Below are 26,191 nucleotides of genomic sequence, written 5' to 3'. Positions count from 1 at the left end.
ACGGGAGTGCTCATACCATCTCTTTCACAAGGTCCAGAGGGCTCGGCTTGCCGCCGGCCGGGCAGGCGACCTCGGAAACGACCCGTCCGTCGTTCATGACGAGGATTCGGTCGGCCATGCCGATGGCCTCCTCGAGGCTGTCGGCCAGCAGCACGGTGGCGACCCCGCTCGCCGCGAGCTCACGCATCAGCCGGTACACCTCCGAGCGGGCGCCGATGTCCAGGCCGCGCGTCGGATGGTCCAGCAGAAGCAGGCGGATGTCGCCGTCCACCAGCCAGCGGGCCAGGACGACCTTCTGCTGGTTGCCGCCGGACAGCCGCTGAATGGGGGTGTCACGACCTGGTGTGCGAATGCACAGCCGGTCGATCCAGCGGTCCACCACGGCGGCCTGTTTCCCGGGTGCCACGAAGGGGCCCGCGCACCGGGACCGCTGCTTGGCCAGGGTCATGTTCTCGGCCACCGACATCGGACCGACCATGCCTTCCGTCTTGCGTTCGGCCGGAACGTAGCCGATGCCGGCGGCGCACGCGGCGCGCGTACCGGAAATATTGATCTTCTTGCCGTCCATCCGGATCTCGCCGGCGGTGACCGGCTCGGCGCCGAACAGCGCGCGGCAGACGTCCTCCCGGCCGGATCCGTGGACACCGACGATCGCCACGATCTCTCCTGCCGCGACGTCCAGGTCGACGTCCTGGAACGACGTGCCCGACAGCCCGCGTACGGTCAGCCGAGGTCGCTCGGACTCGACGACGGCCGCGGCGTTCTCGTGGTAATGATCGTCCGACCCGGTGGACCCGATCATCATCCGGTGCAGCTCGCGGGGGACGGCTCCGGCCGCGGCGAGCTCGCCGACCGACTGGCCGTTGCGCAGCACCGCCACGCGGTCGCACACCTCCAGCACCTCGTCGAGGCGATGGGAGACGAAGACGACCGAGGCGAATTCGCGCAGGCGGCGGATCTGCGCGAACAGGGTCTCGATCTCCTTGGCCTCCAACACCGACGTCGGCTCGTCCAGGACGATCACCGGTGGGTGCTGACTCCGCTGCTCGATGCGCAGCACCTTCGCGATCTCGACCATCTGCCGGTCGGCGAAGGAGAGCGCGTCAGTGCGGACCAGAGGGTCGATGTTCGAGCCGATCTTGTCGAGCTGCTCCTGGGCCAGGCGGCGCATGGCATCCCAGCGATAGACGCCCCGGCGCACTCCCGGCCCCTCCCCGCCAAGGAGGATGTTCTCCGCCGCGGTCAGGTTCGGCACCAGCGACTGCTCCTGGAACACCATCCCGATGCCGTGATCGGCGGCATCGACGACGCTGCGCAGCTTGACCGCTTCGCCGCGGACCCGGATCTCACCGGCGTCGGGGACGACGAGACCGACCAGCGCTTTGAGCAAAGTGGACTTGCCGGCCCCGTTCTCACCGACCAGACCGAGGACTTCGTGCTGGCGGACGACCAGGTCGACGCCGTCAAGAGCCGTCACCCCCGGATAGTGCTTGACGAGGCCGCGGACCTCCAACGCTGGTGTCGAGGCTGGGACGCTCACTTGACCACCTGGTTTCTTCGACGCTGAGGGATGACTGCGGCCGCCACCGCGGCCACGACGATGAGCCCCTCGACACCACCCTGCCAATACGGGCTGACCCCGATCTGCACCAGACCGTTCGTGAGCACCACGACGAGCAGGACGCCCACCGCGGAGTGCAGGACGCCGCCCCGGCCCCCGGTGAGCAGCGTCCCGCCGACGACGGCGGCGGTGATGGCGGAGAAGTCGTATCCACTGCCGGCCTGGACGAGACCGGCCCCGAGCTGGCTGGTCACCATGACTCCGGCGAGCCCGTAGAAGGCGCCGGCCACGGCGAAGACCGCGACTTTGTAGGGCTTCACCCGGACGCCAGAAAGCGCGAGCACTTCCTCGGCGCCGCCGATCGCGAAGGCGTACCGGCCGAGCCGGGTGTAGCGCTGGAGCAGCCAGCCCACCAGGATGCACGTGGCGGCGATCCAGGTGAGATAGGACAGTCCCAGGAAGCGCTCGATCGCCCAGCCCTTGAGCATGGCGTCGGAGACGTTGGGCTGGACGCCGGCGAACATGAGGGTGGCCACGCCGAGCCCCGCGGCCGACACCCCCAGGGTCGCCATGAACGAAGGCACCTTCAGCAGGACCAGGGCGAGCCCGCTCAGGCAGCCGAACGCGCAGCCCAGCAAGACGGCGACCCCGATCCCGAGAAGTCCGAGGTCGTTGTCGTTGCGATTGTTGGCTACCAGGAGCGACACCGTCAGAGCGGAGGCGCCCATCACGCCGGCGGCCGAGAGGTCGATGGACCCCATCAGCAGCACGAACGTGATGCCACAGGTGACGACAGCGAGTACCGCGGCGGCGTCCACCATGTTCTGCACGTTCTCGATGCTGCGGAACCGCGGGCTCAGGACCGCGAACATCAAGAAGGTGACGGCCAGGGCGACCGGTGGACCGGCGTCTCGTAACGACGCGCCTCGCCGGAAGATGCGGCGAGGCGCAGAAACGACCTCGGACGCCGAGGTCACGTCAAGGCCCCCGCCACCCGCTTGAAGACGTTGCCGCACTCGAAGTCGGACGGGTTCGTCTTCGGCTGCGCGAAGTCGGCGGCGTTCTCCTTGGTCACGAGGAACTGCTCGGCGAAGAAGGCGCGATTGGCGGCGGGCAGGTCCTTCACCGCGAGCTTGCCGGTGGCCACGCAGAAGCCGATCGCCAGGCCGATCCCGCCCTGCCAGGTGCCGTCACTGGAGACGGTGGCGGTCATCGATCCGTCCTGTACGGCTTTGACCGCGTCCGGAACGGCGTCGATGCCGACGACCGCCACCTGTCCGGCCCTGCCTGCCTGCTGGAGTGCTTCCAGCGCGCCGAGTGCCATGTCGTCGTTGGCGGTCCAGATGCCCTTGACCTTGTCGCCGTGTTTGGTGAGCAGTGTCTGGGTCACCGTCCGCGCCTCGGCCCGCGAGAAGTTGGCGGTCTGCTGATCGAGCAGTTCCACGCCCGGATTCTTCGTGAGCGACTCCTGAAGACCGGCGAACCGGTCCTTCGCGGCCGCGGTGTCGAGCACGCCCTGCAGCGCGATGATGCCGCCCTGTCCGCCGATCGCCGTGGCGAGCGCGTCACCGATCTGCCGGCCCGACTCGACGCCGTTGTAGGTGATGTGGCTGATCCACGTCTTGTAGTCGGCCGGCTTCAGGTCGGCCGGCTTGTTCCACTGGGTGACGAGGAAGGCGCCGGCCGTGTCGGCGCCCTTGACGATCGGCGCGGTGTCGGAGTCGCCGTTGGGCAGCACGTTCATGACCAGGCACTTGGTGTCGCCGGCGAGGAGCTGGCTGATCTGCTCCTGCTGCTTGGTGGAGTCGCCGCCGTAGGTGAGGCGCTGCTGGGTGAGGCCGACCGTCTTGGCGAACTCGTCGCCGCCGGTGAGCCATGAGGCCTCGTACGGGTTGGACTCGTTGCGAACCTGACCGACGAGTTTGACGTCAGCCGGCTGGCAGCCGCCCGCGTCGGCGGAGCCGCCGCCTCCGGCCGCCTGTTCGCTGCAGCCGGTCAGGGCGGCCGCGAGCGAGAGACTCAGTAAAACCACGGTGGGACGAGTAGTGATCTTCACGGTTGATCCTTGATCTCTTCGGCGCCGGGGGGAGCCGGCGGGGGGCGCGACGGGAAGAGAAACCTGCCGATGGGGGACCGATGCGACAGGTGTTGTCGTGTTGTGCGGGTGGGGCAGGCTGGAAGCCGGCGTCAGCGGGCCATCCAGCCTCCGTCGACGACCAGGACATGGCCGTTGACGTAGTCGGCGGCGGCGGAGCTGAGGAAGACCGCCGCTCCGGAGATGTCGGATGCGTCTCCCCAGCGACCAGCGGGGATGCGCTCGACGATGGACCGGGATCGATCCGCGTCCGCGCGCAGCGCGGTCGTGTTGTCAGTGACCATGTAGCCGGGCGCGATGGCGTTGACCTGCACACCGAGCCCTGCCCACTCGTTGGCCAGAGCCTTGGTGACGCCGGCGACGCCGTGCTTGCCGGCGGCGTACGACGCCACGCGAATCCCGCCCTGGAAGGACAGCAGGCTGGCGATGTTGACGATCTTTCCCTGCCCGCGCTCGGTCATCGGGCGCCCGAACGCCTGACACAGGAAGAACAGGCCGGTCAAGTTCACGTCCAGGACGCGATTCCACGACTCCTGGCTGACGTCCACCGAGTTCTCGCGGTCGATGACGCCGGCGTTGTTGATCAGGATGTCGACCTGACGATCGCGGTTCACCTCCGCGGCCACGCGCCCGATGGCGTCGTGGTCGCCGACGTCGAGGTCCACCACCTCCACCCCACGGCCGAGGTCGGCGATCTGGTCCCGCGTGGCCGCCTGGCTTTCCCTTCGGCCCAGGAGGACCAGGTCGGCCCCGGCCTGGGCGAGCCCCACGGCGATGGCGCTTCCCAGCCCCCGGCCAGCGCCGGTCACCACGGCGCGGCGGCCGGTCAGATCGAACGGCGATCTCACAGGTCCTCCAGCGGCACCGGCGTGAGATCGGTGTACTGGTTGTTCTCGCCGCCCATGGCCCAGATGAAGGCGTATGAGCCGGTGCCGGCCCCGGAGTGGATCGACCACGGCGGCGAGATGACGGCCTCGCGGTTGCGCACGATGAGGTGACGAGAGGCGCCGGGCGGCCCCATCAAGTGGAAGACCAGGTCCTCTTCGTCGAGATCGACGTACATGTAGACCTCGGTGCGCCGGTCGTGAAGGTGCGGCGGGAAGGTGTTCCAGACCGACCCTTCGGCGATGACGGTCACACCGAACTGGAGGACCGACGTCTGCAGCTCCTGGCCCCAGGCGTACCGGTAGAGGCTGCGTTCGCTCGCGCCTTGCGGCGTGCCCAGCTGCACCGGGTCGACCGCCGAGTGGCTCAGCAACGTCGTGGGGTACGCCGCATGCGCCGGAGCGGACACGAAGTAGAACGCGGCGTCAGGACCGGCGAAGACGACCTTGTTGCCACGGCCGACGAACAGCCCGTCGAGATGGCGGAGTTCGAACTTCTCCCCGTTGACCAGCACATGACCGGGCTGACCGACGTTCACGACGCCAAGTTCGCGGCCGGCCAGGTGCGACGGCGTGCCGAGGACGTCCCAGGCCGGGAGTTCGAGCTGACCGTCGGCGGGAACCGCTCCGCCGACGACCAGCCGGTCGTCGTGGGTGTACACCGCGTGCACCTCGCCGGGGCGGAACAGGCGGTCCACGAGGAAGTTCTTTCGCAGGTCCGCGTTCGTGGCCGTCTCCACGCCGGACGGCGAGGCGGAGTACCTAACCTCGATCAAGTCCTTCTCCTTATGTGAACCAAGTTCCGCTATGTGAACTGAGCGCGACGGTATCTGTGGCCCTGATCACGAGTCAAGGGATCGAAGTCAGTCCTTATATGTGAACTGTGGTTTATTGGTATCTGCCGGGTGCATGCACCATGATTTGATTGATCACTTGAGAAGGAGGCCTTGGTGGGCGCGGACAAGACGGTCAACGGCAGCTCTGCCACCTCGCAGGTCAAGTCCGCTGCACGCGTCCTCGACATCCTGGACGACATCGCCACCCACGGAGAGGGCACCCAGCTGCAGCTGGGCACGCGCCTCGGCATCCCCAAGAGCAGCCTGCACGCGCTCCTGCGCACCATGTGCGCTCGCGGCTGGCTGGACACCGATCAGACGGGCAGCATCTACCGGCTCGGGGTGCACACCCTGACCGTCAGCTCGGCCTACATCGACAGCGATCCGGTCCTGACGCGCGCCGGAGCCGTGATGGACGAGATCGCCGCGGCCACCGAGGAGACGGTGCACCTGGGCCGGCTGGAAGGCGCCGAGATCATCTACACGGCGAAGCGCGAGTCCAAGCACCCGTTGCGCATGTACTCGGCCGTCGGCCGCCGGCTTCCCGCCTACAGCACAGCCCTTGGCCGGGCGATGCTCGCGGAGATGCCCGAAGACGTCCGCGATTCGCTGGTCCCGCAACAGATCAAGGCCATAACCACGCAGACGGTCACGGACCGGGACGCCCTGCTGGCGATCATCGACAAGGCCGCCCGGGTCGGGTACGCCGAGGAGAGCGAGGAGTCCTGCCTGGGCGTGCGCTGCTTCGGCGTGGCGCTGCCGTTCTCCCGCCGATCGGTTGACGCGCTGAGCGTCGCCGTCCCGATCAGCCGCCTCAAGCACGGCCAGGAGGACCTCATCATCGAGACCCTGCTGAGCGTGAAGGCCCGCCTGTCGGCGATGAGCGACAAGCTGGTCGGTTGACCCGGTCGCACTCGTCGCCGTAAAACGACGCTGGGGCTGACCCTCCCGCAGGTCAGCCCCACACCAACGCTCAGCCGTGACGCACCCGAACGGCGGCGTCAGCCCTGGTTCAGCTGCGCCAGCACGCCGGCCCGGCTCGCGTCCTCGCTGGCGAGCACACCTCCGTTGGCCACGTCGTCGGCCGTGATCTCGGTGAAGACCATGCGGACATCCTGCCGGCGGGCTCCGAGGATCTCGACGGCGTGGTCGGCCACGGCTCGGGCAAAGGCCTTGCGTTGCTCCAGCGACCGGCCCGCGAGTAGTTCGACGGTGATGTTGGGCATGACGTCTCCCTCTGTCCAGCATGCGGGCTTCAGTTCACTAATGTGAACGAACGTTACATCGCAGCACATGGTGACGCAATGCGAGCCTCGTGAGTTCACATACTTGACATAGGTTCGGCATGTTGGTCGAATCGGGGCGACCCCCGGATCGGCGAACCCCTCGCATACGGAGCAACACCGGCGAGCCGACTCGTCCTTTGGCGCGAGGATGCGACATGCGGCGCAATGACATCGGATCTGCCCGAACGGCTCATACGAGGGTGCGGCGCCTCATGTACGCCGGCGTCGCCGCGCTCATCGTCGTCCTGGTCGGCATCCCGTCTCCGGCGAGCGCCCACGTGACCGTCACGCCTTCCACAACCGCGGCCGGTGCTCATGCCGTGCTCCAGTTCAGCGTCGGGCACGGCTGCGCGAAGTCGGCCACCACCAAGATCGCCATTCAGCTTCCGGCGCAGATCACCTCGGTGGCCCCCACCCGGGCAGCGGGGTGGACGATCGTGCAACAGGTCGCGTCAGTCACGTACAGTGCGGAGATCCCGCTGCCGGACGGCTACCGCGAGGTCTTCGAAATCGCCGTCACCCTGCCTGAGGCCAAGGGCACCACGCTCGTCTTCCCGACCATTCAAACCTGCGAGCGCGGCGAAGCCGCCTGGACAGAGGTTCCACAAGACGGGCAGGACGTCGGCGAGCTCGAGCAGCCCGCTCCCAGCTTCGTCGTCTCCGAACCCGCCGTCGACCCGCACCACCACGCGAGTGCTCAGCCCCAATCGGGAGGGGGCGGCGTCTTGACGTTCGCCGCGCTGACGCTCGGCGTACTCGGCTCAGTCCTCGGCGGCGCGGCGCTCGTTCGACAGCGCCACCTGACATGATCCACCGGCGGGCCGGGCGAATCCAGGCGGCAGTGGTGCTCATCCTGGCCTTCGTCCCCGCGCTGCTGCTCAGCTTCCCTCAGCCGGCGCACGCGCACGCGCACCTCATCAGCACAGATCCGGCACAGGGGGCGGTCCTGCAGACCGCGCCGGGCCGGGTCCTGTTCACCTTCGACGAGGCGGTACGCGGTGTGCCGGGCGGGGTCCAGGTCTTCGGCTCGAAAGGTGAGCTGGTCGCGGCCAAGCCCGAGGTCAAGGGCGCCGAGCTCGACGTCGTCTTCCCGGCACCGCTGGGCAACGGCACGACCGTGATCACCTGGCGGGTCGTCTCAACGGACGGCCATCCGATCAGCGGCGCCCTCACGTTCTCCGTCGGCGCGCCGACCACTGTCGTCACCCCGCCTTCGAACGGCTCGAGCGCCATCCCCGAGGTCTCCTGGCCGCTGACTCTGGCCCGTGTGGTGGGCTACATCGGCCTTCTTCTCGCCACCGGACTCGTCGCCTTCGCCGTCATGTTCCTACCTGCGGAGTCCTACGCCGACCGTCCTCGCCGCCGCGTCACCGTCTCGGCGCGGGCCGCCGCGGCCGTCGCCGCCGGAGCGTGGCTCACCGCGTTGCCGATCACCGCGCTCTACCTGCTCGGCGGTGGGGCGGGCCTGCTCCTCGAAGGTGCGACGTGGTCGTCGCTGCCGCTGACCGAGTACGCCGTCGCCACGACCGTCGCCGCTGGACTCGCGCTGGCCGTGGCACTGCTCCGGCACGGGCCGACGTCGCGACGGCGTCGCCTCGCGGCGGTCGCGGCGGCCTCGATCGCGGCCACGGCTCCCGCCCTGGTGGGGCACACACGCGCGGCGAGCCCCGAACTCCTCGTCATCGGCGCGGACGCACTGCACCTCCTGGCGGGCAGCATCTGGCTCGGCGGAATCACCGGTCTGGTGCTCACCTTGCCGACCCTCTCCGGCCGTGGCGCCGCCGCGGCCGAGGTGCTCACCCGGTTCTCCACCACGGCCGCCGGCGTCCTCGTGGCTCTGGTGGCCACCGGATCCCTCCTCGTGTGGCGAATTCTCGGTTCCTGGCCGACGCCGGCCGGCAGCGACTACGGCCGGCTGGTGCTGGCCAAGATCGCCATAGTGCTGACAGCCCTCGCGATCGCGGCGTGGAACAGATGGTCGCTCCTGCCGCGGCTCAAGCAGGCATCGAACACCACCAGCCGGCAAGGGCTCTCCCGGCGGGTCGTGCGCGCCACCGCGGTCGAGGGGGCGGTCCTTGCCGTCGCACTGCTCTTGACCGGCGTTCTCGTCGACACGAGTCCCGATGGAGACCCCGCGCCAGTGGGCGCGCAAGCGGAGTCCAACCCCGGCACCCACACCACGACACTGGGCGACATCACGGTGCAGGCTTCCCTCACCCCGCTCGCCCGCGGTCCCAGCACCCTCACCCTTCGGCTGCGCTCCGCCAGCGGTCAACCCGCCGAGGGCGTGGCTCCGCCGGTGATACGCCTGACCTCTGACACGACGACGCTGGGCGCCGTCCCGCTGACGCAGGTGTCAGCGGGCTTCTACACCGCGCAGGTCATGCTCCCGGTACCGGGAACGTGGCGGATGCAGGTGTCCCTGCGCGTCACCCAGTTCGCCAATCCCGTGGCGGAGCTGAAGTTCGTCGTCAACGGCTGATCGACTTCAGCCAACCTGGGTTCTCCGCACGGCCTTCGTCGTTGCTGTCCTTCTCGGTCAGTGGTTGCGACTGCCAGCACGGGACAAGGACAACACCGTTCTGTACGCCACGGTGCTGGGCTGGCCGGCGGCCGGATGGACCTGTCGAACCTGAGCAAGACGGAACTCATCGGCAACACCGCCGGCACCTACGTCAACCTGCCCACCCGCACCCAGGACTCCTCCGGTCTGCGCATCACCATGCCGAGTCAGCCCTACTCGGCGGTGGCCTACGTCGTGAAGCTGACCTTCAACGGGCCGATGAAGACCTCCGCCGTCACGAGCGGCCCGTGGCGCAACCTCAACGCCGGCCGGTGCCTGGACGTCCCCAACGTCTCCCAGGCCAACGGCGCGGCGGTCCACCTGTGGGACTGCATCTCCGGTCAGGCCAACCAGTAGTGGACGACGACCTCCGCCCGTGAGCTGCGGGTCTACGGCAACAAGTGCCTGGACGCCAGCGGGCAGGGCACCGCCGACGGCACCTCGGTCGTCATCTGGGACCGCAACGGCGGAAACAACCAGAAGTGGACCCTCAACACCGACGGCAGCATCGCCGGTGTGCAGTCAGGCAAATGCCTGGACGCCAACGGCACCAGGGTCATCCTGTGGAGCTGCCACGGAGGCAACAACCAGAAGTGGCTCCGGCCCTGACCCTGCGGCCGTCCGGCGCGCCGCCGAGCGGATCGCGCACGTGCAGGTGCGCGGCCCCGACAGAGGCGCGCCGGGCGCCGACCGCTTCGCCAGGCCCGCCTTCGCCACCGCGGCGATCCTCGCGATGGGCCCGCGGCATGGGGGAGCATCTGCCCAGACCCCTGCCGAGGTCAGGCCCGCACACTCGCCGGTCTCTCTTCGGGCAGGCCGGGAGGGGTGCGAAAGGGTCGTTCAGCGAAGTCCTCCCGGGCCTGCGCCTTCAACAACGGATCCTCACCTTCTAGAACCAGCCCTTGGGCATCCGTCCTCGTCCACGTCCTCGGCCTTCTGATCAACGCCGGTTGTTTAAGCCGTCGGAGGCCCTTGCGGGGCCTGGAGGCAGGCCCTCCAGGCCCCGCAGGGGAGGGGGCATCAGCGCTTCATGAGGGCGAAGACCCCCCAGCTCAGATATTCACGCCCGTAACGGGCGTAGTGAAGGGGCTCGGTGTTGAGTTCCTCCCGTACTTCGGGGGCGAGTTCGTCGTCCGGGTTCTGGTCGAGCCAGCGTCGCAGGTTGAGCCACTGGGCTGCGGCGTAGCGGTCCCAGCTGTCCTGATCGGCCAGCATCATCTCCACGACGTCGTACCCCAGCTCCTGGAACTGCCCGATCAGTTCAGAGAGGAGCACGAAATCCGCGATGGAGGTGGCGTGGCACGCCTTGGCGATGTCCTCGTCCGGAGGGGTCCGCCGCCAGAACGGGTGGCCGATCAACATCAGTCCGCCGGGACGCAGGCTGCGGTCGAGCAGCTCGATCGTTCCGGCGACGCCGTCGCCGATCCACGTGGCGCCGACACAGGCGGCCAGGTCGACCGGCTGGTCCGCGACATGACCGGCGGCGTCACCGTGGACGAACTCGACTCGGTCGGCGACGCCGAGTTCGGCGGCGCGGGCCTGGGCACGCGCGGTGAAGACCGTGCTGATGTCGACCCCGGTGCCCATGATCCCGTGGTCACGCGCCCAGGTGCACAACAGCTCACCAGAGCCGCTGGCCAGGTCGAGCGCCCGTGTCCCGGCGGCGAGGTGGAGCGAGGCGCCCAAGGCGGCGAGTTTGTCCGCCGTCAGCGGGTTGTGGATCCGGTGGCTGCTCTCACGGATGGTGAAGATACGGGGAAGGTCCATGACCGTTCCTTTCCGTCATGCCTTGAAGCGGGGATCGTTCGAGGGCACGCAGCCTTGCACGGCGCCGGGAGAGAGCCGTCTTCGACGTCGGCGCGCACGGCGCATTCGGATACGAAGTGTGGGGCCCTTGGGCGACAGGCGAAGGTCAGCGTGAGGCCCGGGAGGTGTGGATGATCCGGGCGCCGCGCACAGCGGGCGTTTCCACGACAGTCATCAACACGCCTCCTTCCGGCGACCACCGTAACACCCCTTTCGCGAACGCGGTCGTCTCCCGGAAGGGCCGGGACGCCGTTTCCCGAGGCGGCAGGTCGCTGCTGCTGGTGGCGGAGTGCGGGCCTGAGGACGGCGAGCGTGATGCGTAGAAGGTCGGCCGGCACCCGGACGGCACGAGGAGCCCACTGGGCGACAGCCGTCTGCAACCACTGTTCGAGCGCCCCGCGACACCCGTGCGGTGTGCGGTTCGCCTGGCACGACCACGCGTCGAAGTGGTTGCCGGAGGTGATGGTGCCGCCGGTCTTCTTGGACAGCAGCCAGATCAGCATCAGTGCTGATCAGCGGCATATCCAACCCAAACTTCTTCAGTGCTACCGGGACCCCTTTATCGGCGACAGGACACTGGAACCATGATCAATGTTCGCGAGAGCCGACCGCACCATGGGATGGAGGTCGCGGGGTCAGGGAGGCTGGTTTGTCAGTGCTCGTCCCTAGCATGCGGAGCATGAGCATGAAGCGGTATGTCGACGAGGACCTGCACGGTGCAGAGTTCCGCGAGTGCGATCTGACCGGGGCACGACTGATCGGCGTCGTCATGCAGGACGCCGTGATCGACGGGCTTATCACCAACCTCGTGGTGAACGGGGTCGAGGTCACCGAGTACGTCGAGGCAGAGCTCGACCGGCGTAATCCGGTGCGGCTGCTGATCCGCTCCGAGGACCCTGCCGATCTGCGCGAGGCAGCGCGTCAGCTCCATTCCGGCTGGGCCGCCACGATCGAGCGAATCCGTCGTACGCCCGGCATCGAGCGCCGCAGCGTGAACGACGAGTGGTCGGCCGTGCAGACGATGCGCCACCTGGTCTTCGTCCACGACTCGTGGTTCCGCCGCTGCTGCCTGGGCTCGACGGAGCTGTTCACGCCGATGGGCATCGGGACGACCGTCGAGCCCTACCGTGGAGCGCACGGACTTGACCTCTCGCTCGATCCGTCCCTCGACGAGATCGTGAGCGTGCGTGACGCACAGGCCGCCGAGCTCGAGGCCTGGCTCGACAAGGTCACCGCTGAGCAGCTCGCCGGGCGAGCGCCGGTGCCCGACGACGATGTCTGGCCGCCGTACGCCCGGGGCCGCTCGGTGCGGCAGTGCCTCGGCACGGTGCTCAACGAGACCTTCGAGCACCACCGTTTCTGCATCCGCGACCTCGACCTGATCGAGGCACAGGACGCCGAGTAGGACCGGCTACGGACTCACGCGGCACTTCTCGAGCATCCGGCGGGCCTGAGCTAGGTGCGGGAGGGCGGCGAGATCGTAGAGGTGCGCCGCCCTGGAGGTCGGCGATGCGGTCCATCAGCGCGGTCGAATCCCGCGAACAACGACTTCGCCCAACCGTGCCCGCGGTCACATGCCACCAACAACCGCTTGGGTTCTCGAGCGACTTCGCTGCTCAGTGGTCTGCAGCGCTGTAAGACCGATCTCGGCCGCTGTCGAGTGGCGTTTCAAGAGGCCGCCACGCGCCTCACCCGGGTTCTAAGGTCATGGCGAGTGGCGTTCGCTCAGGTGTTGATCAAGTCAGATCACTGAAGGTCTCCGCCGCCTGCCTCAGGGTCTTGAGCGTTCCGGCTGTTCAGCGGTTGATGATCGGTAAGGCATGTCAGGCAAGTGGGTCAGCCGCCAGGACGACGTCGACGTGGTTCAGGCTCATGCACGAGAGCACCGACAATTCTGGGAGACGCCGATGCCGGACAACCCCGACGTGCCGGACGACGTCCTCGACCGCCTCCGCGCGCTGTGCCTCGCACTCCCCGGCGTCTATGAGGAACAGGCCTGGGTCGGCACCCGCTGGCTGGTCCGCAAGAAGACCTTCGCCCACGTACTCGGCATCAGCGACGAGTACCCGGCCGCCTACACCCGCGACGCGCCGTTCGTCGGGGATGCCACCATCCTGACCTTCCGCTCCGACGGTGCCGAGCTCGCCGCGCTCGTCGGCACCGGCCACCCGTTCTACAAACCGAGGTGGCACCCGCAGGTCGTGGGCATGGTGATCGAACCGGACGCGGACTGGGACGAGATCGCCGAGCTGCTCGTCGAGAGCTACTGCCTGCGGGCGCCGAAGAAGCTGGCGGGACAGGTTCCCCGGCCAGGTCCCGCAGCCGGCGGACCGGGCTGAACCACAGGAACAGCGGGCACACCAGCGTCAGCAAGCACGCCACCCACAGCGCACCACGCGAACCGATGGCCGCCGCGATCTCGCCACCCAGCAGCGCGCCGAACGGGATCGCGCCCCAGGACACGAACCGCACGGTCGCGACCACCCGCGACAGCAGCTCGGGCGGGCTCACCACCTGGCGGTGTGTTCGTCTTCGCAGCCGAGGCTTGGATCCGCACCACTTCGGGTGGTCCATGGGTGAGATCGACCTGGTAGCCGCAGCCTGTGCCGCCGTCAACGCGGTCGTGCCGGGCTAGGTCGAGCAGCTCGTCGATCTCCTGATCGGTCAGCGACTCATAGCCGGGGATCACGACCCTGTACTTGATGGTGCGGTGCCGGCCCTCCTCGCCCGGGTCGAACCCGGGGGGCAGGTAGCGCAGGAACTTCGGCTGGGTGCGGGTGTTGACCACCGTCGGCGGCACCCCTGCAGGCTGCACCACGACAGGAACTCCCGACCGTCCCCATGATCGCGTTCGCGGTGCCCTCGCTGCGAACACCCCGTTGGGGTCATGGCGGGTGACCTGCCAGCGTGCGGCCGGCAGAGGCGAGGCGCTGCCGGCCTGGGCCCGGTCGCGCCGCCGGACGCAGGTGGCCAGTTCGGCCTTGAGATCGCGGTCTCGTCGTTGCTGCAGGCGGCGCAGGGAGGGCGGCCGGTCCAGTTCGTCGCTGGTTTCGGGGAGCAGTTCGATGGCCGGGCGGAGGTGGGTCAACGTGGTGTAGAGACTGTCGGACTGGGCGCGTTCGTCTTTGAGTGTGAGGCTGCGGCCGTCGACGGCGGCCAGGATCTCCTCGACGCCTTCCTATAAACGGACGGCGAGCAGGAGCATCTTGCGCTCCCACTGGGGTGCCGCCCGGCGGTCGTCGCCGGAAGGATCGTGGAACGGGTGAGCTCTGCGGGCGGCCCGGTGCGGCCCGAGAGTGTGCTCGGTTTCGATCAGCAGGAGCAGGTTGCCGAAGACATCGGCGGTCAGGAAGCGTTCAGCGATCCAGGCAAGGGTGACGCAGGCTGCGGCCAGAGCGACACGGTGAGCGTGCGGCGGCACTTGTGGCCCGCCGGAGCCTGACAAGCGGGGCAACCGAGGGAAGCGGGCACATCGCTCGCCATCGCCCGCCGGACAGAACGGGGCAACCCCGCAAACGCGGGTGTGGCGACGGAATTGGCTTGCCGACCCGGATGGTCTCCAGACATCCATGATCACCGGCCACATTCGCCGTGTCGGCGACCTGTGAAATCTAAAGTCTTTTAGAATTCCCAGAATTCTTTAAGGTGGCCCAAGTGAAAGTGAGAATTATTCATTCTAGCCGTTTGAACTGCAATGATGCTTCCGACAGTTGACGCTAACGCTTGCCGTGCGTACGCTCGCCATGTCGCCTCGCAATTTCGCGCGAGATTATTGACTTCTTTCACGCACATCGAAAGTGGTGAATGGTCATGTCCATCGATCACGCCGCCCTGGATGCCGTCGTCCAAGACACCATCGCCCCCAGGCCGCCGAAACGGACCGTTCCGGAACCTTCCCGAGAGCGAGCATCGACGCCCTCGCCAAGGCCGGATTGCTCGGCCTGATCAGCGCCGAGGAGGTCGGCGGCCGGGGGCAGGACATGAAGGCCGCCGCCGAGGTGATCGAGCGGGTGGCGGGGGTGTGCGGGTCGACCGCGATGGTCCTGCTGATGCACTACGCCGCCACGGCGCTCATCGAAGCCCACGGCGACAAGGCCACTCGCGAGGCCATCGCCGGCAACGGCCACCTCACCACGCTGGCCTTCTCCGAGACCGGTTCCCGCAGTCACTTCTGGGCACCGCTGGGCACGGCCGAGGCCGACGGCGAGCAGGTGCGGCTCGACTCCGACAAGAGCTGGGTCACCGCCGCCGGCGAGGCCGACAGTTACGTGTGGTCCAGCCGTCCGCTGGCCGCCGACGGGCCGATGACCATCTGGCTGGTGGCCAGTGACGCGGCCGGGCTCGATGTCGGCGGGCCCTTCGACGGGTTCGGGTTACGGGGCAACGCCTCCAACCCGGTCAAGGGCAAGGGCGTGACGGTGTCCCGCTCGGCGATGCTCGGCGCCGACGGCGAGGGACTCAACCAGGCGCTCGCCTCGGCGCTGCCGTTCTTCCTGGTGCTGAACGCCTCGTTCTCGCTTGGCCTGATGGAGGCGCTGGTCGCCAAGGCCCACGACCATCTCGTCGGCGCCCGGCTCGACCATCTCGGGCAGTCGCTGGCCGACCAGCCGCAGCTGCGCGCCTCCTTCGCGCAACTGCGCACCCGCACCGACACCGTGCGCACCTTCCGGGACGACACCCTCGCCGCGCTCGGCTCCGGGCGCGCGGACGCGACTTTGCGGGTGCTGCAGGTCAAGGCCGTGGCCGGGGAGGCGGCGGCGGAGGTCGCCGACGGCGTGATGCGCGTGTGCGGCGGGTCGGCCTTCCGCAAGTCCACCGGGGTGGAGCGGCTCTTTCGCGACTCGCTGGCCGCGCGGGTGATGGCGCCCACGACCGAGGCCCTGCACGACTTCGTCGGACGGGCCACGCTCGGCCTGCCGCTGTTCTAGGAAGGCGCGCGCGATGACGCTTCTCATGGGTGCGGTGGCCTACGACCCCAAGGTGGTCACCATCTGGGGCGGCTTCCGGTCGTGGCTGAACGACAACGGGCTGCCCTTCGACTTCGTCCTCTACTCCCAGTACGAGCGCCAGGCCGAAGACCTGGCTGAGGGCCGGATCGACGCCGCCTGGAACTCGCCGCTGGCATGGATCCGCAGCAGACGGCTCGCGGAGGCGCGCGGTCGCACGCTGACCCCGCTGGTCATGCGTGACACCGACCGCGATCTGACCTCGCTGATCGTCGTACGGGCCGACTCGCCCTTCAAGGACGTGGCCGATCTCAAGGGTGAGACCGTCGCGGTCGGGGCGGTCGACTCGCCGCAGGCCACGCTGCTGCCGCTGTCCTACCTGGCCTCCCGGGACGTGCCGGTGAACGTGCGGCGCTTCGACGTCGGGGTGGGGCTGCACGGTGACCACATCGGCGGGGAGCGTGATGCGGCCCGTGCACTGATCGCGGGTTCGGTCGCCGCCGCGTGCATGATCGACTCCAACCACCTGCTGTTCGGCAAGGAGGGCACGCTGCCCGCCGGGTCGACCCGGATCATCGGGCAGACCGCGCCCTTCGACCACTGCAACATGACCCTGGGCGAGACCGTCTCCGACACCACCCGGGCCGACTTCGCCGAACTGCTGCTGTCCATGTCGTACACCGACCCGAAGGTCCGGCCGCTGTTCGACCTGGAGGGGCTGACCCGCTGGGAGCCCGGGCGCACCAGCGGCTATCCGGCGCTGGAGAGGGCCGTCGACGAGACCGGTTTCTACGACGCGGCCGGGGCCGTCACCGCCGCCGACTACCGGCCATGATCGTCGACCTGGGCGATCTGGGCTTCGAGCAGGGCGCCCACATCCTGCTGCAACGGGCCCTGGGCCCGCTGCGGCCGGGTGACGAGGTGGGCGTCGCGGGCCTGGACCCGGCGCTGGCCATGCACGTGGAGGTGTGGTGCCGGGCGAAGGGGCACCACACACGCCGGGCCGACGACAACGACGAAGGGGTGCGGGTCTGGGTCACCCGGGGCCGCGCCGACCTCGATCGATGGATGCACGCCGAACGCGCCGGCGGTCCCTCTCCGCTGCGGATCGTCGACGCGCCTCCGGCTCACTGGGGGCTGGCGGCCCGGGGCGCGCTGGTCGAGCCGGGCGGGCCGCCGATCGCCGCCGACCTGGCCTCGCGGGAACTCGTCTGGGCTGATCTGGCTCCGACGCTGTACGCCAACGCCGCGGCCTCGCAGTGGGACCCGGCCACCGCCATCGCCTGGGACGCCACCGTCGATCTCGCACCCGAGATCGAGCGCGCGGTCGTGCAGGTCATGACGTTCCTGGTGGAGAACGAGCAGGCCGCGCTGGTCGTCCCGGCGCGGCTGCTGGCCCGCATCCACCCGCACTTCCGCGAGGTGCTGCAACTGCTGGCCGTCCAGGCCGCCGACGAGGCCCGCCACGTCGAGGTCTTCACCCGGCGGGCGCTGCTGACAGGCGGCGAGATGGGCACCTCCTCGGTCAGCGGCCGGGAGTCGCTGGCCACGCTGCTGCGCGAACCCGACTTCTCAATGGCGTCGTTCCTGCTGTCGGTGCTCGGCGAGGGCAGCTTCCTCAACCTGCTGACCTTCATCGACCGCAACGCCCCCGACCCGGTGACCCGCCAGGTCGCCCGCATGGCACGCCAGGACGAGGCCCGCCATGTCGCCTTCGGTGTCGCCCACCTTCAGCACCAGGGCAACCTCGACCGGACCTTGCTGGGGCGGTTGCGGGGGGCGATCGAGCAGCGGCACGAGACGCTCATCTCCAGCGCGGGGCTGAACCAGGACGTCTTCGACGCGCTGGTCGTGCTCGCAGCGGGGGAGTGGACCCCGGCCGGCATCAGGCGCGGTTACGCCGCCGTACAGGACCTTCAGGCCGAGATGGACGAGGGACGTCAGCACCGGCTGGTGCGGCTGGGCTTCCCCCACGACGAGGCCGCCGAGTTGTCGGCCCTGCACACGCGCAACTTCATGTGAGCTCCTCGCGGCACCACCGCGCGGCCGACACGTAGGGCTCCAGGCGCGCCGACTCCTCCAGCAGGCGCAGGTAGCCGGGCGCCCACGGCCGCAGGTGGTCGTCCAACAGTTCCGCCGCGACCGGTCCGTCGCCGAGGTGATGGAGCAGGGCCAACTCCACCCCGAGGTGGTCGAGGGCGAGCACGGCGAAGCCCGGGGGCACCACCACGTCGAGCCCGTGCCGGGCGGCGAAGTCCTTCAGCCGCCGCTCGGCACGTCCACCGACCATCGGCTCGCCCCGCTGGACCGACGCGTACGGCGGGCACACCGGGCGCGGCCCGACGAACAGGCGGCAGAACTCCGCCGACAACTCCTCCAGCGGTTCGGGACACCCGAGCGCCTCCCGCAACGGCGCGTCGATCTCCGTGCTGACCAGCCGCGACGTGAGCAGCAGGACGTCGGCGTTCACGCGGTGCCCTCGATCCGGCGGACGGTGACCATCGTGTCGTGGTAGGCCTGCTGTCCCGACACCGGGTCGGGGTAGATCGGCAGGATGTCGTTCTGGGCCACGCTCAGCGAGCCCGCCCACCAGACCCGGCCGTGGTCGGGCGGCTCGTGGCCGGGCAGCACGGCGCGGTCGCGGCCGTTGGAGGCGACCGGGCCGCCGGTGGTCCGGCCGGCGTTGTGGGCGATCGCGATGACCTGAGGGTGGACGCCCTCAGTGAGGTGGACGCGGGTGCGCAGCGATCCCACCCGAGAGCCGTCGCCCCGGGGCACCTGCGGATCAATTGGGCGGTAGCTCGTCACCTCGATCCAGTCGCCGTGGACCAGGCCGAGCCGGGCCGCCGTGGCGGGGTTCAGCCACGCCGGGTTGGTGTGCGAGATCTCCTGGAGCCACTTCGACTGCATGGTGCGGTGGGCGTTGTGCACGTTCCACTTGAAGCTGATCATGATGAGCCTGCCCTGGGCGAGTTGCTCCCGGTGGCCGGGGATGGGCTCGTACACCGGCAGCGGGGAGATCTCCCGGTCGGCCTCGCGGCCCCGGTCGGCGACGAACCCGCTGTGCACCTCGACCTTCCGTGAGGGGGTGCCGAATCCGCGCCGGGCGACCCCGTCGACCATGACGCCGATCGGGCCCTCCGCGTTGTGGATCACCCCGTCCTCGGTACGGGTGCCTTCGAGATCTTCGGGGGTGAGCTCCTTCTCGTACGGGAGATAGTTGGGCTTCTTGGCCGGGTCGACGTAGACGCCGGCGGTCCGCATGTGGCCGAAGCCGCCGGGCACGGGGGCGAAGTAGCGTTCGAAGTACTCCTCCTGCGTGGCCCACGGGAAGTACTCCTCCATGCCGCCGCCGATCCGCCGGGCCAGCTCGGGGAAGATCTCGCGCAGGTCCTTCGACTCGCCCAGCGGCGCGACGACGGGCTGGCGCAGGCCGACGTAGTCGACCAGGCCCTGGGGCGGGCGGGAGTCGATGTCCCACCGTTCCAGGTAGGTCGTCCACGGGAGCACGATGTCGGCCAGGTTCGAGGTCTCCGAGGCCATCACGTCGAGGCAGACGTGGAAGGGCACGAGGTCCTCGTCGGCCAGCACCTCGCGCACCAGGTTCGCCTCCGGCCAGGCCCACGCCTGGTCGCAGTTGTAGGTCATCAGCGCCGAGATCTGCTGCCGCCGTTCCTTGATCCACAGGTAGACGATCTCGCCGACCCGCATCTTGTTGCCCTGCCAGGCGTTGGCCAGCGGCCAGTCCTTCGCCTCGGCGATGAGGCTGCGCGCGGTCGGCTTGGGCGCGATCGGGCCCGGCTCGGGCAGCGCCTTCTTGTCCCAGGCGCTCATGGGGTGCCAGCACCAGCCGCCCTCCTTGCCCATGTTGCCGACCAGAGCGTTGAGCACGGTGATGGCGCGGTCGTTGTGGAACCCGTTGCGGTGGGCGGCCGAGCCGCGGTTGCAGATCGTGGTGCAGCGCGGCGCGGCCGCGGCGAACTCGCGGGCGATACGCCGAATCGCCTCGGCCGGCACGCCGCTCTCGGCCTCGGCCAGTTCGGGGGTGTACGCGGCGACGTGCTCGGCGTACTTCTCGGCCGGGTAGTTGGTCCACCGGTCGAACCAGTCGCGGTCCCACAGCTCCTCGGCGCAGATCACGTGGGAGATGGCCAGGGCGATCAGGCCGTCGGTGCCGGGGCGGACGGGGTGCCACTCGTCCGACAGGGCGGCGGTGTTCGACAACCGCGCGTCGAAGGTGACGATCTTCGCGCCGCGTTCCCGGGCCCGCATCATGCGGATCGCGACCGGGATGTGGCCCTGGTGGGCCTCGGCCCAGTTGCTGCCGAAGTTGAGGATGTAGCGGCTGTTCTCGAAGTCGCCGAGATCCCAGTCGGAGTCGCCGATCGTGCTCAGGATCGCGGCCCGCCGGTTCAGGGAGCACAGGGCGCGGTGGTTGAACGCCGACGGGGTGCCGAAGGCGTCGAGGAACCGGGCCACGATGTCGGTGGAGCGGTTGCGGCCCTGCTGGAAGGCGAACTCCTCCGGACGGCCGCTCTCGCGGATCGCGCGCAGCCGGTCGGCGATTTCCGTGTACGCCTCCTCCCACGTGATGCGCTTCCACTTGCCCTCGCCACGGCGGCCGACCCGCTTGAGCGGGTAGAGCAGGCGGTTGGGGTCGTACAGGACGGAAGGACCGGCCACGCCTTTCGCGCAGACCGACCCCTGGCTGTTGGGGTCGGCGGGGTTGCCCTCAATGGTGAGCAGCCGACCGTCCCTGACGTTGGCGATGATGCCGCAGGCGGTCGTGCACATCTGGCACATCGAGGCGACCCGGCGCACCGCGCCGGTCGTCTGGCCGGTGGGGCCGGGTGAGGCGCTCAGCTGGTGCACGACCTCGATGCCGCCCAGACCGGCGGCGCCCGCTCCGGCGACGACGGCGGCCCGCAGCAGGTCGCGCCGGGTCAGCGTCCAGGTGGACATGGGCGTTCCTCCTACGAGCCGACGGCGAACAGCAGGTATCGGGTGGCCGCCGCACCGGCGAGCACGGCGACCGCGCAGAGCGCCGTCACCACCCGGTTGCGCGGCAGCGCCAGCAACCCGATGACGGGCAGCACCAGCCCGGCCCCGACGGCGAGCCCCCAGAACAGCGGCGCCATCGCGCCGGTCGTGAGCTCGGCCAGCAACTCCCGGTCGCCGGGCCGCCCGGCCAGCGCGAGCGCTTCGACGGCGAGGGCGACGGCCGACGCCGCCAGCAGCCCGAGCAGCGCGGTGCGCCCGTCGCCCCCGAGCAGCACGACGACGGCGGCGCCCATCAAAAGCGCGGTGAGCAGGAACAACACGCCAGAGCTCCCGGCCAGGGGAGAGGCCCAGGAGCGGGCCAGCAGCGCGGCGGGGTAGAGCGCGAGCGCGAAACTGACGGCCAGGAGCAACCCGGCCACGACCTTGGTGGTACGCGGCATCGGCGCACCGGGCGGTCTGCGACGCTCCATGGCGAAGACGACGAGCAGGAGCAGCAGGATCTTCAGAGCGATCAGCTTGGCCCCCCACGAGATGGGGGAGGCGAGGTTGTCGAAGCGGACCAGCATCAGATGGAACCGTTCGGGCCGGCCGAGATCGACCACCAGCAGCACGCTGATCGCCACCAGGGCCGCCAGCGCGCCCCACGCCCCGGCCCGCTCCAGCCGCGCCGCCGCGCCCGACCTGCCGACCCACCACGTCATCAGCGTCAGCCCCGTGGGCAGACCGACCAGGACGACGTAGGCCGCCAGCAGCGGACCCCACGCGAGGGTCACGACGGCTCGCCGGACAGGTCGGCGGTCGTGTCGACCTGCACGCCCTGGTCGGCTATCAGCGGAAGCGCGCTCTTCGGGTCGATGTAGAGGACCCGCGGGCGGGTGCCCTCGTCCTCCTTCCAGACAGTGACGTCGTCGGCGGCCGAGGCCCGGCGGGAGATCTCGCTGCCCGGGTCGTCGAGGTCGCCGAAGACGCGGCAGTTCGTCGGGCAGGCGTCCACGCAGGCGGGTTGCCGCCCTTCGGCGGTCCGGTGGTCGCAGAAGGTGCACTTGGCGGCCGTGCCCCGGTCCTCGTCGACGTAGATCGCGTCATAGGGGCAGGCGGCCATGCACGCCCGGTTGAGGTTGCAGTCGCCGTCCTCGATCGTCACCTGGCCGTCGTCGAGTCGGACGACCGCGCCCGTCGGGCACGCGTTGAGGCAGGGCGCGTCCTCGCAGTGGTTGCACAACACCGGGATGAAATGGCGGGTGACCTTGGGATAGGCGCCCTCCTCGACGTATTTGACGGTGTCGCGGAAGTTTCCGAGCGGGACGTCGAACTCTGCCTTGCAGGCGACCGAGCAGGCGTGGCAGCCGATGCAGGTGCGCAGGTCGATGAGCATGCCGAGGCGGGCCATGGAACCCCTCGCGGTATTCGGACAGCGGTGCCCCGGAGAGTAAATCGGGATTTTTCTCCCGGTCAACAACCGATGTCGTCGGCCCAGCTCGGCGCTTGTTCACGAATCCTTTTGAATGTTTGACTCCTCCTTTTCGACGGGGAGTCCGGCGACCTGCCACTCGAGCATTCCCTCGTTCAGCCGGGCCGCGGGAATGCCATGGGCCTTCAGCACGCGGACCGCCTCCGGGGCGAAGACGCAGTAGGCCCCCCGGCAGTAGGCGACCACGTCGGCCTCGGGCGGCAACTCGCTGAGCCGGTCGGGCAGCTCGTCGATGGGGATGCAGACGGCGCCGGGGATGTGACCCGCGTCGTATTCGCCCTGCGGGCGGACGTCCAGGATCGTGACACGGCCGGTCTCGGCGCGTCGCAGCAGTTCGTCGCGGGTCACCTCCTCGGTCTGCTCGCCGAGGTAGGCGACGACGGCGACCTGGACGTCGGCCAGCCGGGTGGCCGCCACATCGCGCAACCGGGCATAGAGATCGACCACGTCATTGCCCGCCAGGCGGTAGAGGACCCGCTGGCCGTCGCGCCTGGTGGCGACCAACCCGCCGTGGCGGAGGGTCTGCAGGTGCGCCGACGTGCTCGTGACCCCCATCCCCGCGGTGTTCGCCAGGGCCTCCACGCTCTGCTCCCGCTGTGCGAGCAGGTCAAGCAGCTCGAGCCGTTTGCCATGACTCAGGGCTTTACCGACGCGGGCGATCTGGTCGAAAAGGGAGGCTTTTCTCTCGCTGTCTCCGACCATATAATCCTCCAATGAGCAATGGATTAATGGATGCATGGAGGATTATAGCTTTCCGAAGGACGCCTGTCCTGTAGTTCCGACTGGTCAGAGCCGCACCGAAAAGATCGATTCGATTCAACGGGAGCACACCATGACCAAGATCGTCATCGTCCTGGGGGCCGGAGCCGGTGGCCTCACCGTCGCCGAGGCCCTCCGCGAACGGCTGCCCGCCCACGATCGTGTCCTGCTGGTAGACCGTTCCTTCGACGGAGTCTTAGGACTGTCACTGCTGTGGGTCATGCGCGGCTGGCGCACACCCGAACGGGTCCGCGTCCGCCCCACCCCCGAGTCCCTGCCCGGCGTGGAAATGATCAGAGCGTCGGTCCAGCGGGTCGACGTGGAGGCCCGGCGGGTGCACACCGACGCCGGGATCCTCGACTGTGACGCGCTGGTGGTCGCCCTGGGCGCCGACCTGGACGCGGGAGCCGTACCGGGACTGGCCGAGGCCCTCGACAGCGGGCGAGCCGGAGAGTTCTACACCCTGAACGGCGCCGCCGCGATGCGGGAGAAGCTGACCGCCTTACAGAACGGCCGGCTGGCCGTGCTGGTCGCCGGGGTGCCCTTCAAATGCCCCGCCGCGCCGTTCGAGGGCGCTCTGCTCGCCGCCGACCTGCTGACCGAAACAGGGGCACGCGACCGGGTGACCATCGACGTGTTCACCCCCGACCCGCTCCCCATGCCGGTCGCCGGGCCGGCCGTCGGCCAGGCACTGGTCGGCATGCTCACCCAAGCGGGCATCGGCTTCCACGGGCAGCACACGATCGAGTCCGTCGGCGACGGCGAACTCCTCTTCGCGGGCGGCGCCCGAGAACGATATGACCTGCTGGCGGTCGTCCCGCCGCACCGGCCACCGGCGGCGCTGGGCGGATGGCTCCCCGTCGCCCCGCGCACGTTCGCGGCCGAGACGGCGGGGGTGTGGGCGATCGGCGATGCCAGCGCCCTGATCCTGCCGAACGGCAAGCCGCTGCCCAAAGCCGCGGTGTTCGCCGAGGGCGCCGCCGACGTCGTGGCCGACGGCGTCGCCCGGCACCTCGGCTATCAGGCCCCCGAGCCGTGGTTCGACGGGATGGGTTCCTGCTACATCGAACTCGGCGACCGGGTCGCGGCCAAGGGCGAAGGCGACTTCCTGCGTGACCCCGCCCCCGAGGTGACCCTCTTCGACCCGTCACCGCTGTTCCACGAGGAGAAGGCCGACCAGGAAGGCAACTGGCTCAAGCGCTGGAACGCGTGAACATCCCTCCAGCACATGACGGGAAAGGCAAGGTAGACATGACCACCGACAACGTGACCACGGTGCTCGCCGAGTTCGCCCGAGTCGCCAAGGCGATGGCGAATCCCGTCCGGCTCCACCTGCTCGACCTGCTCTCCCAGGCCGAGCGCAACGTCGAAGACCTGGCGACCGCCGCGGGGGTGCCGATCGGCAACACCTCCGCCCAGCTCAAGGTCCTGCGGGACGCGGGGCTGGTGTGCAGCCGCCGGGACGGCACGCGTATCTATTACCGTCTGGCCGGTGACGACGTGGCCTCTTTATATGCCAGCCTGCGCCAGGTGACCCGGCGACGCTCACCCGAGCAGGAGAGTCCCCGCGTGGTCCCCCTCCGGGCGGCCGCCTCCGATGCCACGATCACCCGTGAGGAACTGCTGCGCCGCCGAGGGGACGGCCGGACCCTGTTGATCGACGTTCGTCCGGCAGTCGAGTACGTCGCCGCCCACATCCCGGGCGCCGTCTCCATCCCCGTCGAGGATCTGCGCACCAGAGTGGAGGAACTGCCGGTCGGCGCCGAGATCGTCGTCTACTGCCGCAGCTCCCACTGTCTGCTTGCCCGGGAGGCGTTGTGGCTGCTCAAGTCACATGGCCGATGTGGGCGAAGGCTGGAGGAGGGCATGCTCGAATGGCGCCTTCAGCGCCTTCCCCTGGCCTCCGGCCGTCCCAAGCCTCGCCGCCAGCTGCCGGTGACCCCGGTACGCGAGCGGGAGCACACGGCCGTACGTGGGGCCTGACCTCGATGTGAAAGTTGACGCTAACGAAAGGGGGTGCCTACTCTCGTAAGCATTCAGGGGTCTCGCCCCCTGGCTAGGATCTGACTTCATGAACGGTGACGTGGACGAGGTACTGCGGGCCATCGCTGAGCCCCGCAGGCGGGCGATCCTGCGTCTGGTCGCCACCGAGGAACTTCCCGCCGGCCGGATCGCCGAGCATTTCGAGGTGACCCGCTCGGCCGTCTCCCAGCACCTGCAGATCCTCAAGGACGCGGGCCTGGTCCTGGAACGGCGCGACGGCACCAAGCGGATCTACCGGGCCAGCGAAGACGCGCTGGCCCAGCTCCGCGAGGTGGTCGAGTCGTTGTGGCGCGAGAGCATGGCGCGGGCCCGCGACTCGGTCGAAGGCGGCGACGCCTTGCGCGATGAGCAGGTGGCGGGCTGACCGGTCTGGCAGACTTGCCCCTGTCCGTCCGCCGCACGCAGGGGTAGCGCCGATGACCAGCCCGGCCGAGACCAACGTCGAACCCATCCGCCATGCGGTCAACGTCGAGGCCGACCAGTCGCGGACGTTCAGCACCTTCACCCGCGAGCTGGCCACCTGGTGGCCCGTCGAGGCGATCGCGATCGAGCCCGGACGTGTGCGCGACGTCTGCGTCGAGGAGCGTGTGGGCGGGCGTATTTACGAAATTCTCGACGACGGCCAGGAACGCGACTGGGGTCACATTCTCCAGTGGGATCCGCCGAATATGGTGACGTTCACATGGGAGGTAATTAAAACCCCCACGCTCACCGAGGTCGAGTTGCTGTTCAAGCCGCTGGGGCCGGCCCTGACACGGGTCGAGATGACCCACCGGGGCTGGGAGAACCTCACCTCGCTGCTGATGGAGTCCTACCTGGCACATCAGTCCGGCTGGGCATTCATTCTGAGCCGCTTCGAGGCGCAGGTCAACGGCTGAATCGGCGTCCAGCTATTCAATAGATCCTTTTAGAATTTGTTTGCGCACGTCGCAGACTTTCT

The 26,191-nt window shown here is 69.1% G+C and carries 28 protein-coding genes; 16 read left to right on the top strand and 12 right to left on the bottom strand.

Features of this window, described 5'->3' with window-relative positions:
• Positions 1 to 10 precede the first annotated feature (10 nt).
• The 5 genes from AW274_RS25035 to kduI all read right to left on the bottom strand — a co-directional run bounded on the left by AW274_RS25035 (position 11) and on the right by kduI (position 5,316).
• A complete protein-coding gene (locus AW274_RS25035; protein WP_062436826.1) occupies positions 11 to 1,540 on the bottom strand; it encodes a sugar ABC transporter ATP-binding protein in 1,530 nt (509 codons plus the stop codon).
• Positions 1,537 to 2,433, bottom strand: a complete 897-nt coding sequence (locus tag AW274_RS25030) for an ABC transporter permease (protein ID WP_062437936.1) — start codon at positions 2,431 to 2,433, stop codon at positions 1,537 to 1,539. The genes AW274_RS25035 and AW274_RS25030 overlap by 4 nt, the downstream gene beginning before the upstream one ends.
• A gap of 101 nt (positions 2,434 to 2,534) precedes the next feature.
• Positions 2,535 to 3,617: a sugar ABC transporter substrate-binding protein gene (locus tag AW274_RS25025; protein WP_062436824.1), complete on the bottom strand. Its 1,083-nt coding sequence runs from the start codon at positions 3,615 to 3,617 to the stop codon at positions 2,535 to 2,537.
• Between the two features lie 131 nt (positions 3,618 to 3,748).
• Complete coding sequence (kduD, locus tag AW274_RS25020) at positions 3,749 to 4,504, bottom strand: 2-dehydro-3-deoxy-D-gluconate 5-dehydrogenase KduD (RefSeq protein ID WP_062436822.1); 756 nt, start codon at positions 4,502 to 4,504, stop codon at positions 3,749 to 3,751.
• Positions 4,501 to 5,316 carry a 5-dehydro-4-deoxy-D-glucuronate isomerase gene (gene kduI, locus AW274_RS25015; RefSeq protein WP_062436821.1) on the bottom strand — a complete coding sequence of 272 codons (816 nt, stop codon included), beginning with the start codon at positions 5,314 to 5,316 and terminating at the stop codon, positions 4,501 to 4,503. The genes kduD and kduI overlap by 4 nt, the downstream gene beginning before the upstream one ends.
• A gap of 174 nt (positions 5,317 to 5,490) precedes the next feature.
• Between kduI and AW274_RS25010 the strand changes: the two genes are divergently transcribed.
• Positions 5,491 to 6,279: an IclR family transcriptional regulator gene (locus AW274_RS25010; RefSeq protein WP_062436819.1), complete on the top strand. Its 789-nt coding sequence runs from the start codon at positions 5,491 to 5,493 to the stop codon at positions 6,277 to 6,279.
• Positions 6,280 to 6,377: 98 nt separating this feature from the next.
• Here the strand turns inward: AW274_RS25010 and AW274_RS25005 are convergent, their stop codons facing one another.
• Complete coding sequence (locus AW274_RS25005) at positions 6,378 to 6,602, bottom strand: tautomerase family protein (protein ID WP_062436817.1); 225 nt, start codon at positions 6,600 to 6,602, stop codon at positions 6,378 to 6,380.
• Between the two features lie 272 nt (positions 6,603 to 6,874).
• Here AW274_RS25005 and AW274_RS25000 point away from each other — a divergent pair, with 272 nt between their 5' ends.
• The 4 genes from AW274_RS25000 to AW274_RS42145 all read left to right on the top strand — a co-directional run bounded on the left by AW274_RS25000 (position 6,875) and on the right by AW274_RS42145 (position 9,834).
• The gene (locus AW274_RS25000) at positions 6,875 to 7,471 is read left to right on the top strand and encodes a YcnI family copper-binding membrane protein (protein WP_198169392.1); all 597 of its coding nucleotides are present in this window, start codon (positions 6,875 to 6,877) and stop codon (positions 7,469 to 7,471) included.
• Entirely contained in the window at positions 7,468 to 9,144 is a 1,677-nt protein-coding gene (locus AW274_RS24995) for a copper resistance CopC/CopD family protein (RefSeq protein ID WP_083974775.1), read from the top strand. The genes AW274_RS25000 and AW274_RS24995 overlap by 4 nt, the downstream gene beginning before the upstream one ends.
• A gap of 135 nt (positions 9,145 to 9,279) precedes the next feature.
• Positions 9,280 to 9,582, top strand: coding sequence for an RICIN domain-containing protein (locus AW274_RS42150; RefSeq protein WP_062436813.1), 303 nt, complete (start codon positions 9,280 to 9,282; stop codon positions 9,580 to 9,582).
• A gap of 24 nt (positions 9,583 to 9,606) precedes the next feature.
• Positions 9,607 to 9,834, top strand: a complete 228-nt coding sequence (locus AW274_RS42145) for a ricin-type beta-trefoil lectin domain protein (protein ID WP_269750626.1) — start codon at positions 9,607 to 9,609, stop codon at positions 9,832 to 9,834.
• A 411-nt stretch (positions 9,835 to 10,245) separates the two neighbouring features.
• On the opposite strand, the gene AW274_RS24985 is transcribed toward AW274_RS42145, so the two are convergent.
• Positions 10,246 to 10,992 (bottom strand): SAM-dependent methyltransferase, encoded by a 747-nt coding sequence (locus AW274_RS24985; RefSeq protein WP_062436811.1) that lies wholly within the window; start codon positions 10,990 to 10,992, stop codon positions 10,246 to 10,248.
• 718 nt (positions 10,993 to 11,710) lie between these two features.
• On the opposite strand from AW274_RS24985, the gene AW274_RS24980 reads away from it, so the two are divergent.
• From AW274_RS24980 to AW274_RS24955, 7 genes are all read left to right on the top strand, one after another.
• Positions 11,711 to 12,436, top strand: coding sequence for a DinB family protein (locus AW274_RS24980; RefSeq protein ID WP_198169391.1), 726 nt, complete (start codon positions 11,711 to 11,713; stop codon positions 12,434 to 12,436).
• A 415-nt stretch (positions 12,437 to 12,851) separates the two neighbouring features.
• Entirely contained in the window at positions 12,852 to 13,370 is a 519-nt protein-coding gene (locus AW274_RS24975; protein ID WP_198169390.1) for an MmcQ/YjbR family DNA-binding protein, read from the top strand.
• Between the two features lie 548 nt (positions 13,371 to 13,918).
• Positions 13,919 to 14,215 (top strand): hypothetical protein, encoded by a 297-nt coding sequence (locus AW274_RS24970; protein WP_062436805.1) that lies wholly within the window; start codon positions 13,919 to 13,921, stop codon positions 14,213 to 14,215.
• A gap of 78 nt (positions 14,216 to 14,293) precedes the next feature.
• On the top strand, positions 14,294 to 14,473 hold the full coding sequence (locus AW274_RS40570; RefSeq protein ID WP_157520706.1) for a hypothetical protein: 180 nt from the start codon (positions 14,294 to 14,296) through the stop codon (positions 14,471 to 14,473).
• Between the two features lie 355 nt (positions 14,474 to 14,828).
• Positions 14,829 to 15,959, top strand: a complete 1,131-nt coding sequence (locus AW274_RS24965) for an acyl-CoA dehydrogenase family protein (RefSeq protein WP_439648788.1) — start codon at positions 14,829 to 14,831, stop codon at positions 15,957 to 15,959.
• A gap of 13 nt (positions 15,960 to 15,972) precedes the next feature.
• A complete protein-coding gene (locus tag AW274_RS24960) occupies positions 15,973 to 16,812 on the top strand; it encodes a phosphate/phosphite/phosphonate ABC transporter substrate-binding protein (RefSeq protein ID WP_062436803.1) in 840 nt (279 codons plus the stop codon).
• Positions 16,809 to 17,999 carry a ferritin-like domain-containing protein gene (locus tag AW274_RS24955; RefSeq protein WP_062436801.1) on the top strand — a complete coding sequence of 397 codons (1,191 nt, stop codon included), beginning with the start codon at positions 16,809 to 16,811 and terminating at the stop codon, positions 17,997 to 17,999. Before AW274_RS24960 ends, AW274_RS24955 begins: the two co-directional genes overlap by 4 nt.
• Here the strand turns inward: AW274_RS24955 and AW274_RS24950 are convergent.
• The 5 genes from AW274_RS24950 to AW274_RS24930 form a co-directional block, all read right to left on the bottom strand.
• Positions 17,992 to 18,447, bottom strand: a complete 456-nt coding sequence (locus tag AW274_RS24950) for a TorD/DmsD family molecular chaperone (RefSeq protein WP_062436799.1) — start codon at positions 18,445 to 18,447, stop codon at positions 17,992 to 17,994. The genes AW274_RS24955 and AW274_RS24950 overlap by 8 nt on opposite strands.
• Complete coding sequence (locus AW274_RS24945) at positions 18,444 to 20,939, bottom strand: molybdopterin-containing oxidoreductase family protein (protein WP_062436797.1); 2,496 nt, start codon at positions 20,937 to 20,939, stop codon at positions 18,444 to 18,446. The genes AW274_RS24950 and AW274_RS24945 overlap by 4 nt, the downstream gene beginning before the upstream one ends.
• 11 nt (positions 20,940 to 20,950) lie before the next feature.
• The gene (gene nrfD / locus AW274_RS24940; protein ID WP_062436795.1) at positions 20,951 to 21,751 is read right to left on the bottom strand and encodes an NrfD/PsrC family molybdoenzyme membrane anchor subunit; all 801 of its coding nucleotides are present in this window, start codon (positions 21,749 to 21,751) and stop codon (positions 20,951 to 20,953) included.
• Positions 21,748 to 22,368 (bottom strand): 4Fe-4S dicluster domain-containing protein, encoded by a 621-nt coding sequence (locus AW274_RS24935; protein ID WP_063813593.1) that lies wholly within the window; start codon positions 22,366 to 22,368, stop codon positions 21,748 to 21,750. The genes nrfD and AW274_RS24935 overlap by 4 nt, the downstream gene beginning before the upstream one ends.
• Before the next feature lie 99 nt (positions 22,369 to 22,467).
• A complete protein-coding gene (locus AW274_RS24930) occupies positions 22,468 to 23,151 on the bottom strand; it encodes an ArsR/SmtB family transcription factor (protein WP_062436793.1) in 684 nt (227 codons plus the stop codon).
• A gap of 130 nt (positions 23,152 to 23,281) precedes the next feature.
• Here AW274_RS24930 and AW274_RS24925 point away from each other — a divergent pair, with 130 nt between their 5' ends.
• The 4 genes from AW274_RS24925 (at position 23,282) to AW274_RS24910 (ending at position 26,129) form a co-directional block, all read left to right on the top strand.
• Entirely contained in the window at positions 23,282 to 24,421 is a 1,140-nt protein-coding gene (locus tag AW274_RS24925; RefSeq protein ID WP_062436791.1) for an NAD(P)/FAD-dependent oxidoreductase, read from the top strand.
• A gap of 38 nt (positions 24,422 to 24,459) precedes the next feature.
• Positions 24,460 to 25,191 carry an ArsR/SmtB family transcription factor gene (locus AW274_RS24920; RefSeq protein ID WP_063813591.1) on the top strand — a complete coding sequence of 244 codons (732 nt, stop codon included), beginning with the start codon at positions 24,460 to 24,462 and terminating at the stop codon, positions 25,189 to 25,191.
• Between the two features lie 88 nt (positions 25,192 to 25,279).
• A complete protein-coding gene (locus AW274_RS24915; RefSeq protein WP_062436787.1) occupies positions 25,280 to 25,615 on the top strand; it encodes an ArsR/SmtB family transcription factor in 336 nt (111 codons plus the stop codon).
• Positions 25,616 to 25,667: 52 nt separating this feature from the next.
• Positions 25,668 to 26,129 carry an SRPBCC domain-containing protein gene (locus tag AW274_RS24910; RefSeq protein WP_062436785.1) on the top strand — a complete coding sequence of 154 codons (462 nt, stop codon included), beginning with the start codon at positions 25,668 to 25,670 and terminating at the stop codon, positions 26,127 to 26,129.
• Positions 26,130 to 26,191: the final 62 nt, after the last annotated feature.

Source organism: Herbidospora daliensis, assembly GCF_001570585.1.
Classification (GTDB): Bacteria; Actinomycetota; Actinomycetes; order Streptosporangiales; family Streptosporangiaceae; genus Herbidospora; species Herbidospora daliensis.
The sequence above is the reverse complement of the archived record's forward strand: the minus strand, read 5'-3'. Positions and strand labels throughout refer to the sequence as shown.

Excerpts from the sequence above, each read along its gene's own strand:
- AW274_RS25030 (WP_062437936.1), bottom strand. The coding sequence starts at position 2,433 with ATGTTCGCGGTCCTGAGCCCGCGGTTCCGCAGCATCGAGAACGTGCAG.
- AW274_RS25005 (WP_062436817.1), bottom strand. The coding sequence starts at position 6,602 with ATGCCCAACATCACCGTCGAACTACTCGCGGGCCGGTCGCTGGAGCAA.
- AW274_RS25000 (WP_198169392.1), top strand. The coding sequence starts at position 6,875 with ATGTACGCCGGCGTCGCCGCGCTCATCGTCGTCCTGGTCGGCATCCCG.
- AW274_RS24995 (WP_083974775.1), top strand. The coding sequence starts at position 7,468 with ATGATCCACCGGCGGGCCGGGCGAATCCAGGCGGCAGTGGTGCTCATC.
- AW274_RS42150 (WP_062436813.1), top strand. The coding sequence starts at position 9,280 with ATGGACCTGTCGAACCTGAGCAAGACGGAACTCATCGGCAACACCGCC.
- AW274_RS24985 (WP_062436811.1), bottom strand. The coding sequence starts at position 10,992 with ATGGACCTTCCCCGTATCTTCACCATCCGTGAGAGCAGCCACCGGATC.
- AW274_RS24980 (WP_198169391.1), top strand. The coding sequence starts at position 11,711 with ATGAGCATGAAGCGGTATGTCGACGAGGACCTGCACGGTGCAGAGTTC.
- AW274_RS24975 (WP_198169390.1), top strand. The coding sequence starts at position 12,852 with ATGTCAGGCAAGTGGGTCAGCCGCCAGGACGACGTCGACGTGGTTCAG.
- AW274_RS24970 (WP_062436805.1), top strand. The coding sequence starts at position 13,919 with ATGGCGGGTGACCTGCCAGCGTGCGGCCGGCAGAGGCGAGGCGCTGCC.
- AW274_RS24960 (WP_062436803.1), top strand. The coding sequence starts at position 15,973 with ATGACGCTTCTCATGGGTGCGGTGGCCTACGACCCCAAGGTGGTCACC.
- AW274_RS24955 (WP_062436801.1), top strand. The coding sequence starts at position 16,809 with ATGATCGTCGACCTGGGCGATCTGGGCTTCGAGCAGGGCGCCCACATC.
- AW274_RS24945 (WP_062436797.1), bottom strand. The coding sequence starts at position 20,939 with ATGTCCACCTGGACGCTGACCCGGCGCGACCTGCTGCGGGCCGCCGTC.
- AW274_RS24935 (WP_063813593.1), bottom strand. The coding sequence starts at position 22,368 with ATGGCCCGCCTCGGCATGCTCATCGACCTGCGCACCTGCATCGGCTGC.
- AW274_RS24930 (WP_062436793.1), bottom strand. The coding sequence starts at position 23,151 with ATGGTCGGAGACAGCGAGAGAAAAGCCTCCCTTTTCGACCAGATCGCC.
- AW274_RS24925 (WP_062436791.1), top strand. The coding sequence starts at position 23,282 with ATGACCAAGATCGTCATCGTCCTGGGGGCCGGAGCCGGTGGCCTCACC.
- AW274_RS24920 (WP_063813591.1), top strand. The coding sequence starts at position 24,460 with ATGACCACCGACAACGTGACCACGGTGCTCGCCGAGTTCGCCCGAGTC.
- AW274_RS24915 (WP_062436787.1), top strand. The coding sequence starts at position 25,280 with ATGAACGGTGACGTGGACGAGGTACTGCGGGCCATCGCTGAGCCCCGC.
- AW274_RS24910 (WP_062436785.1), top strand. The coding sequence starts at position 25,668 with ATGACCAGCCCGGCCGAGACCAACGTCGAACCCATCCGCCATGCGGTC.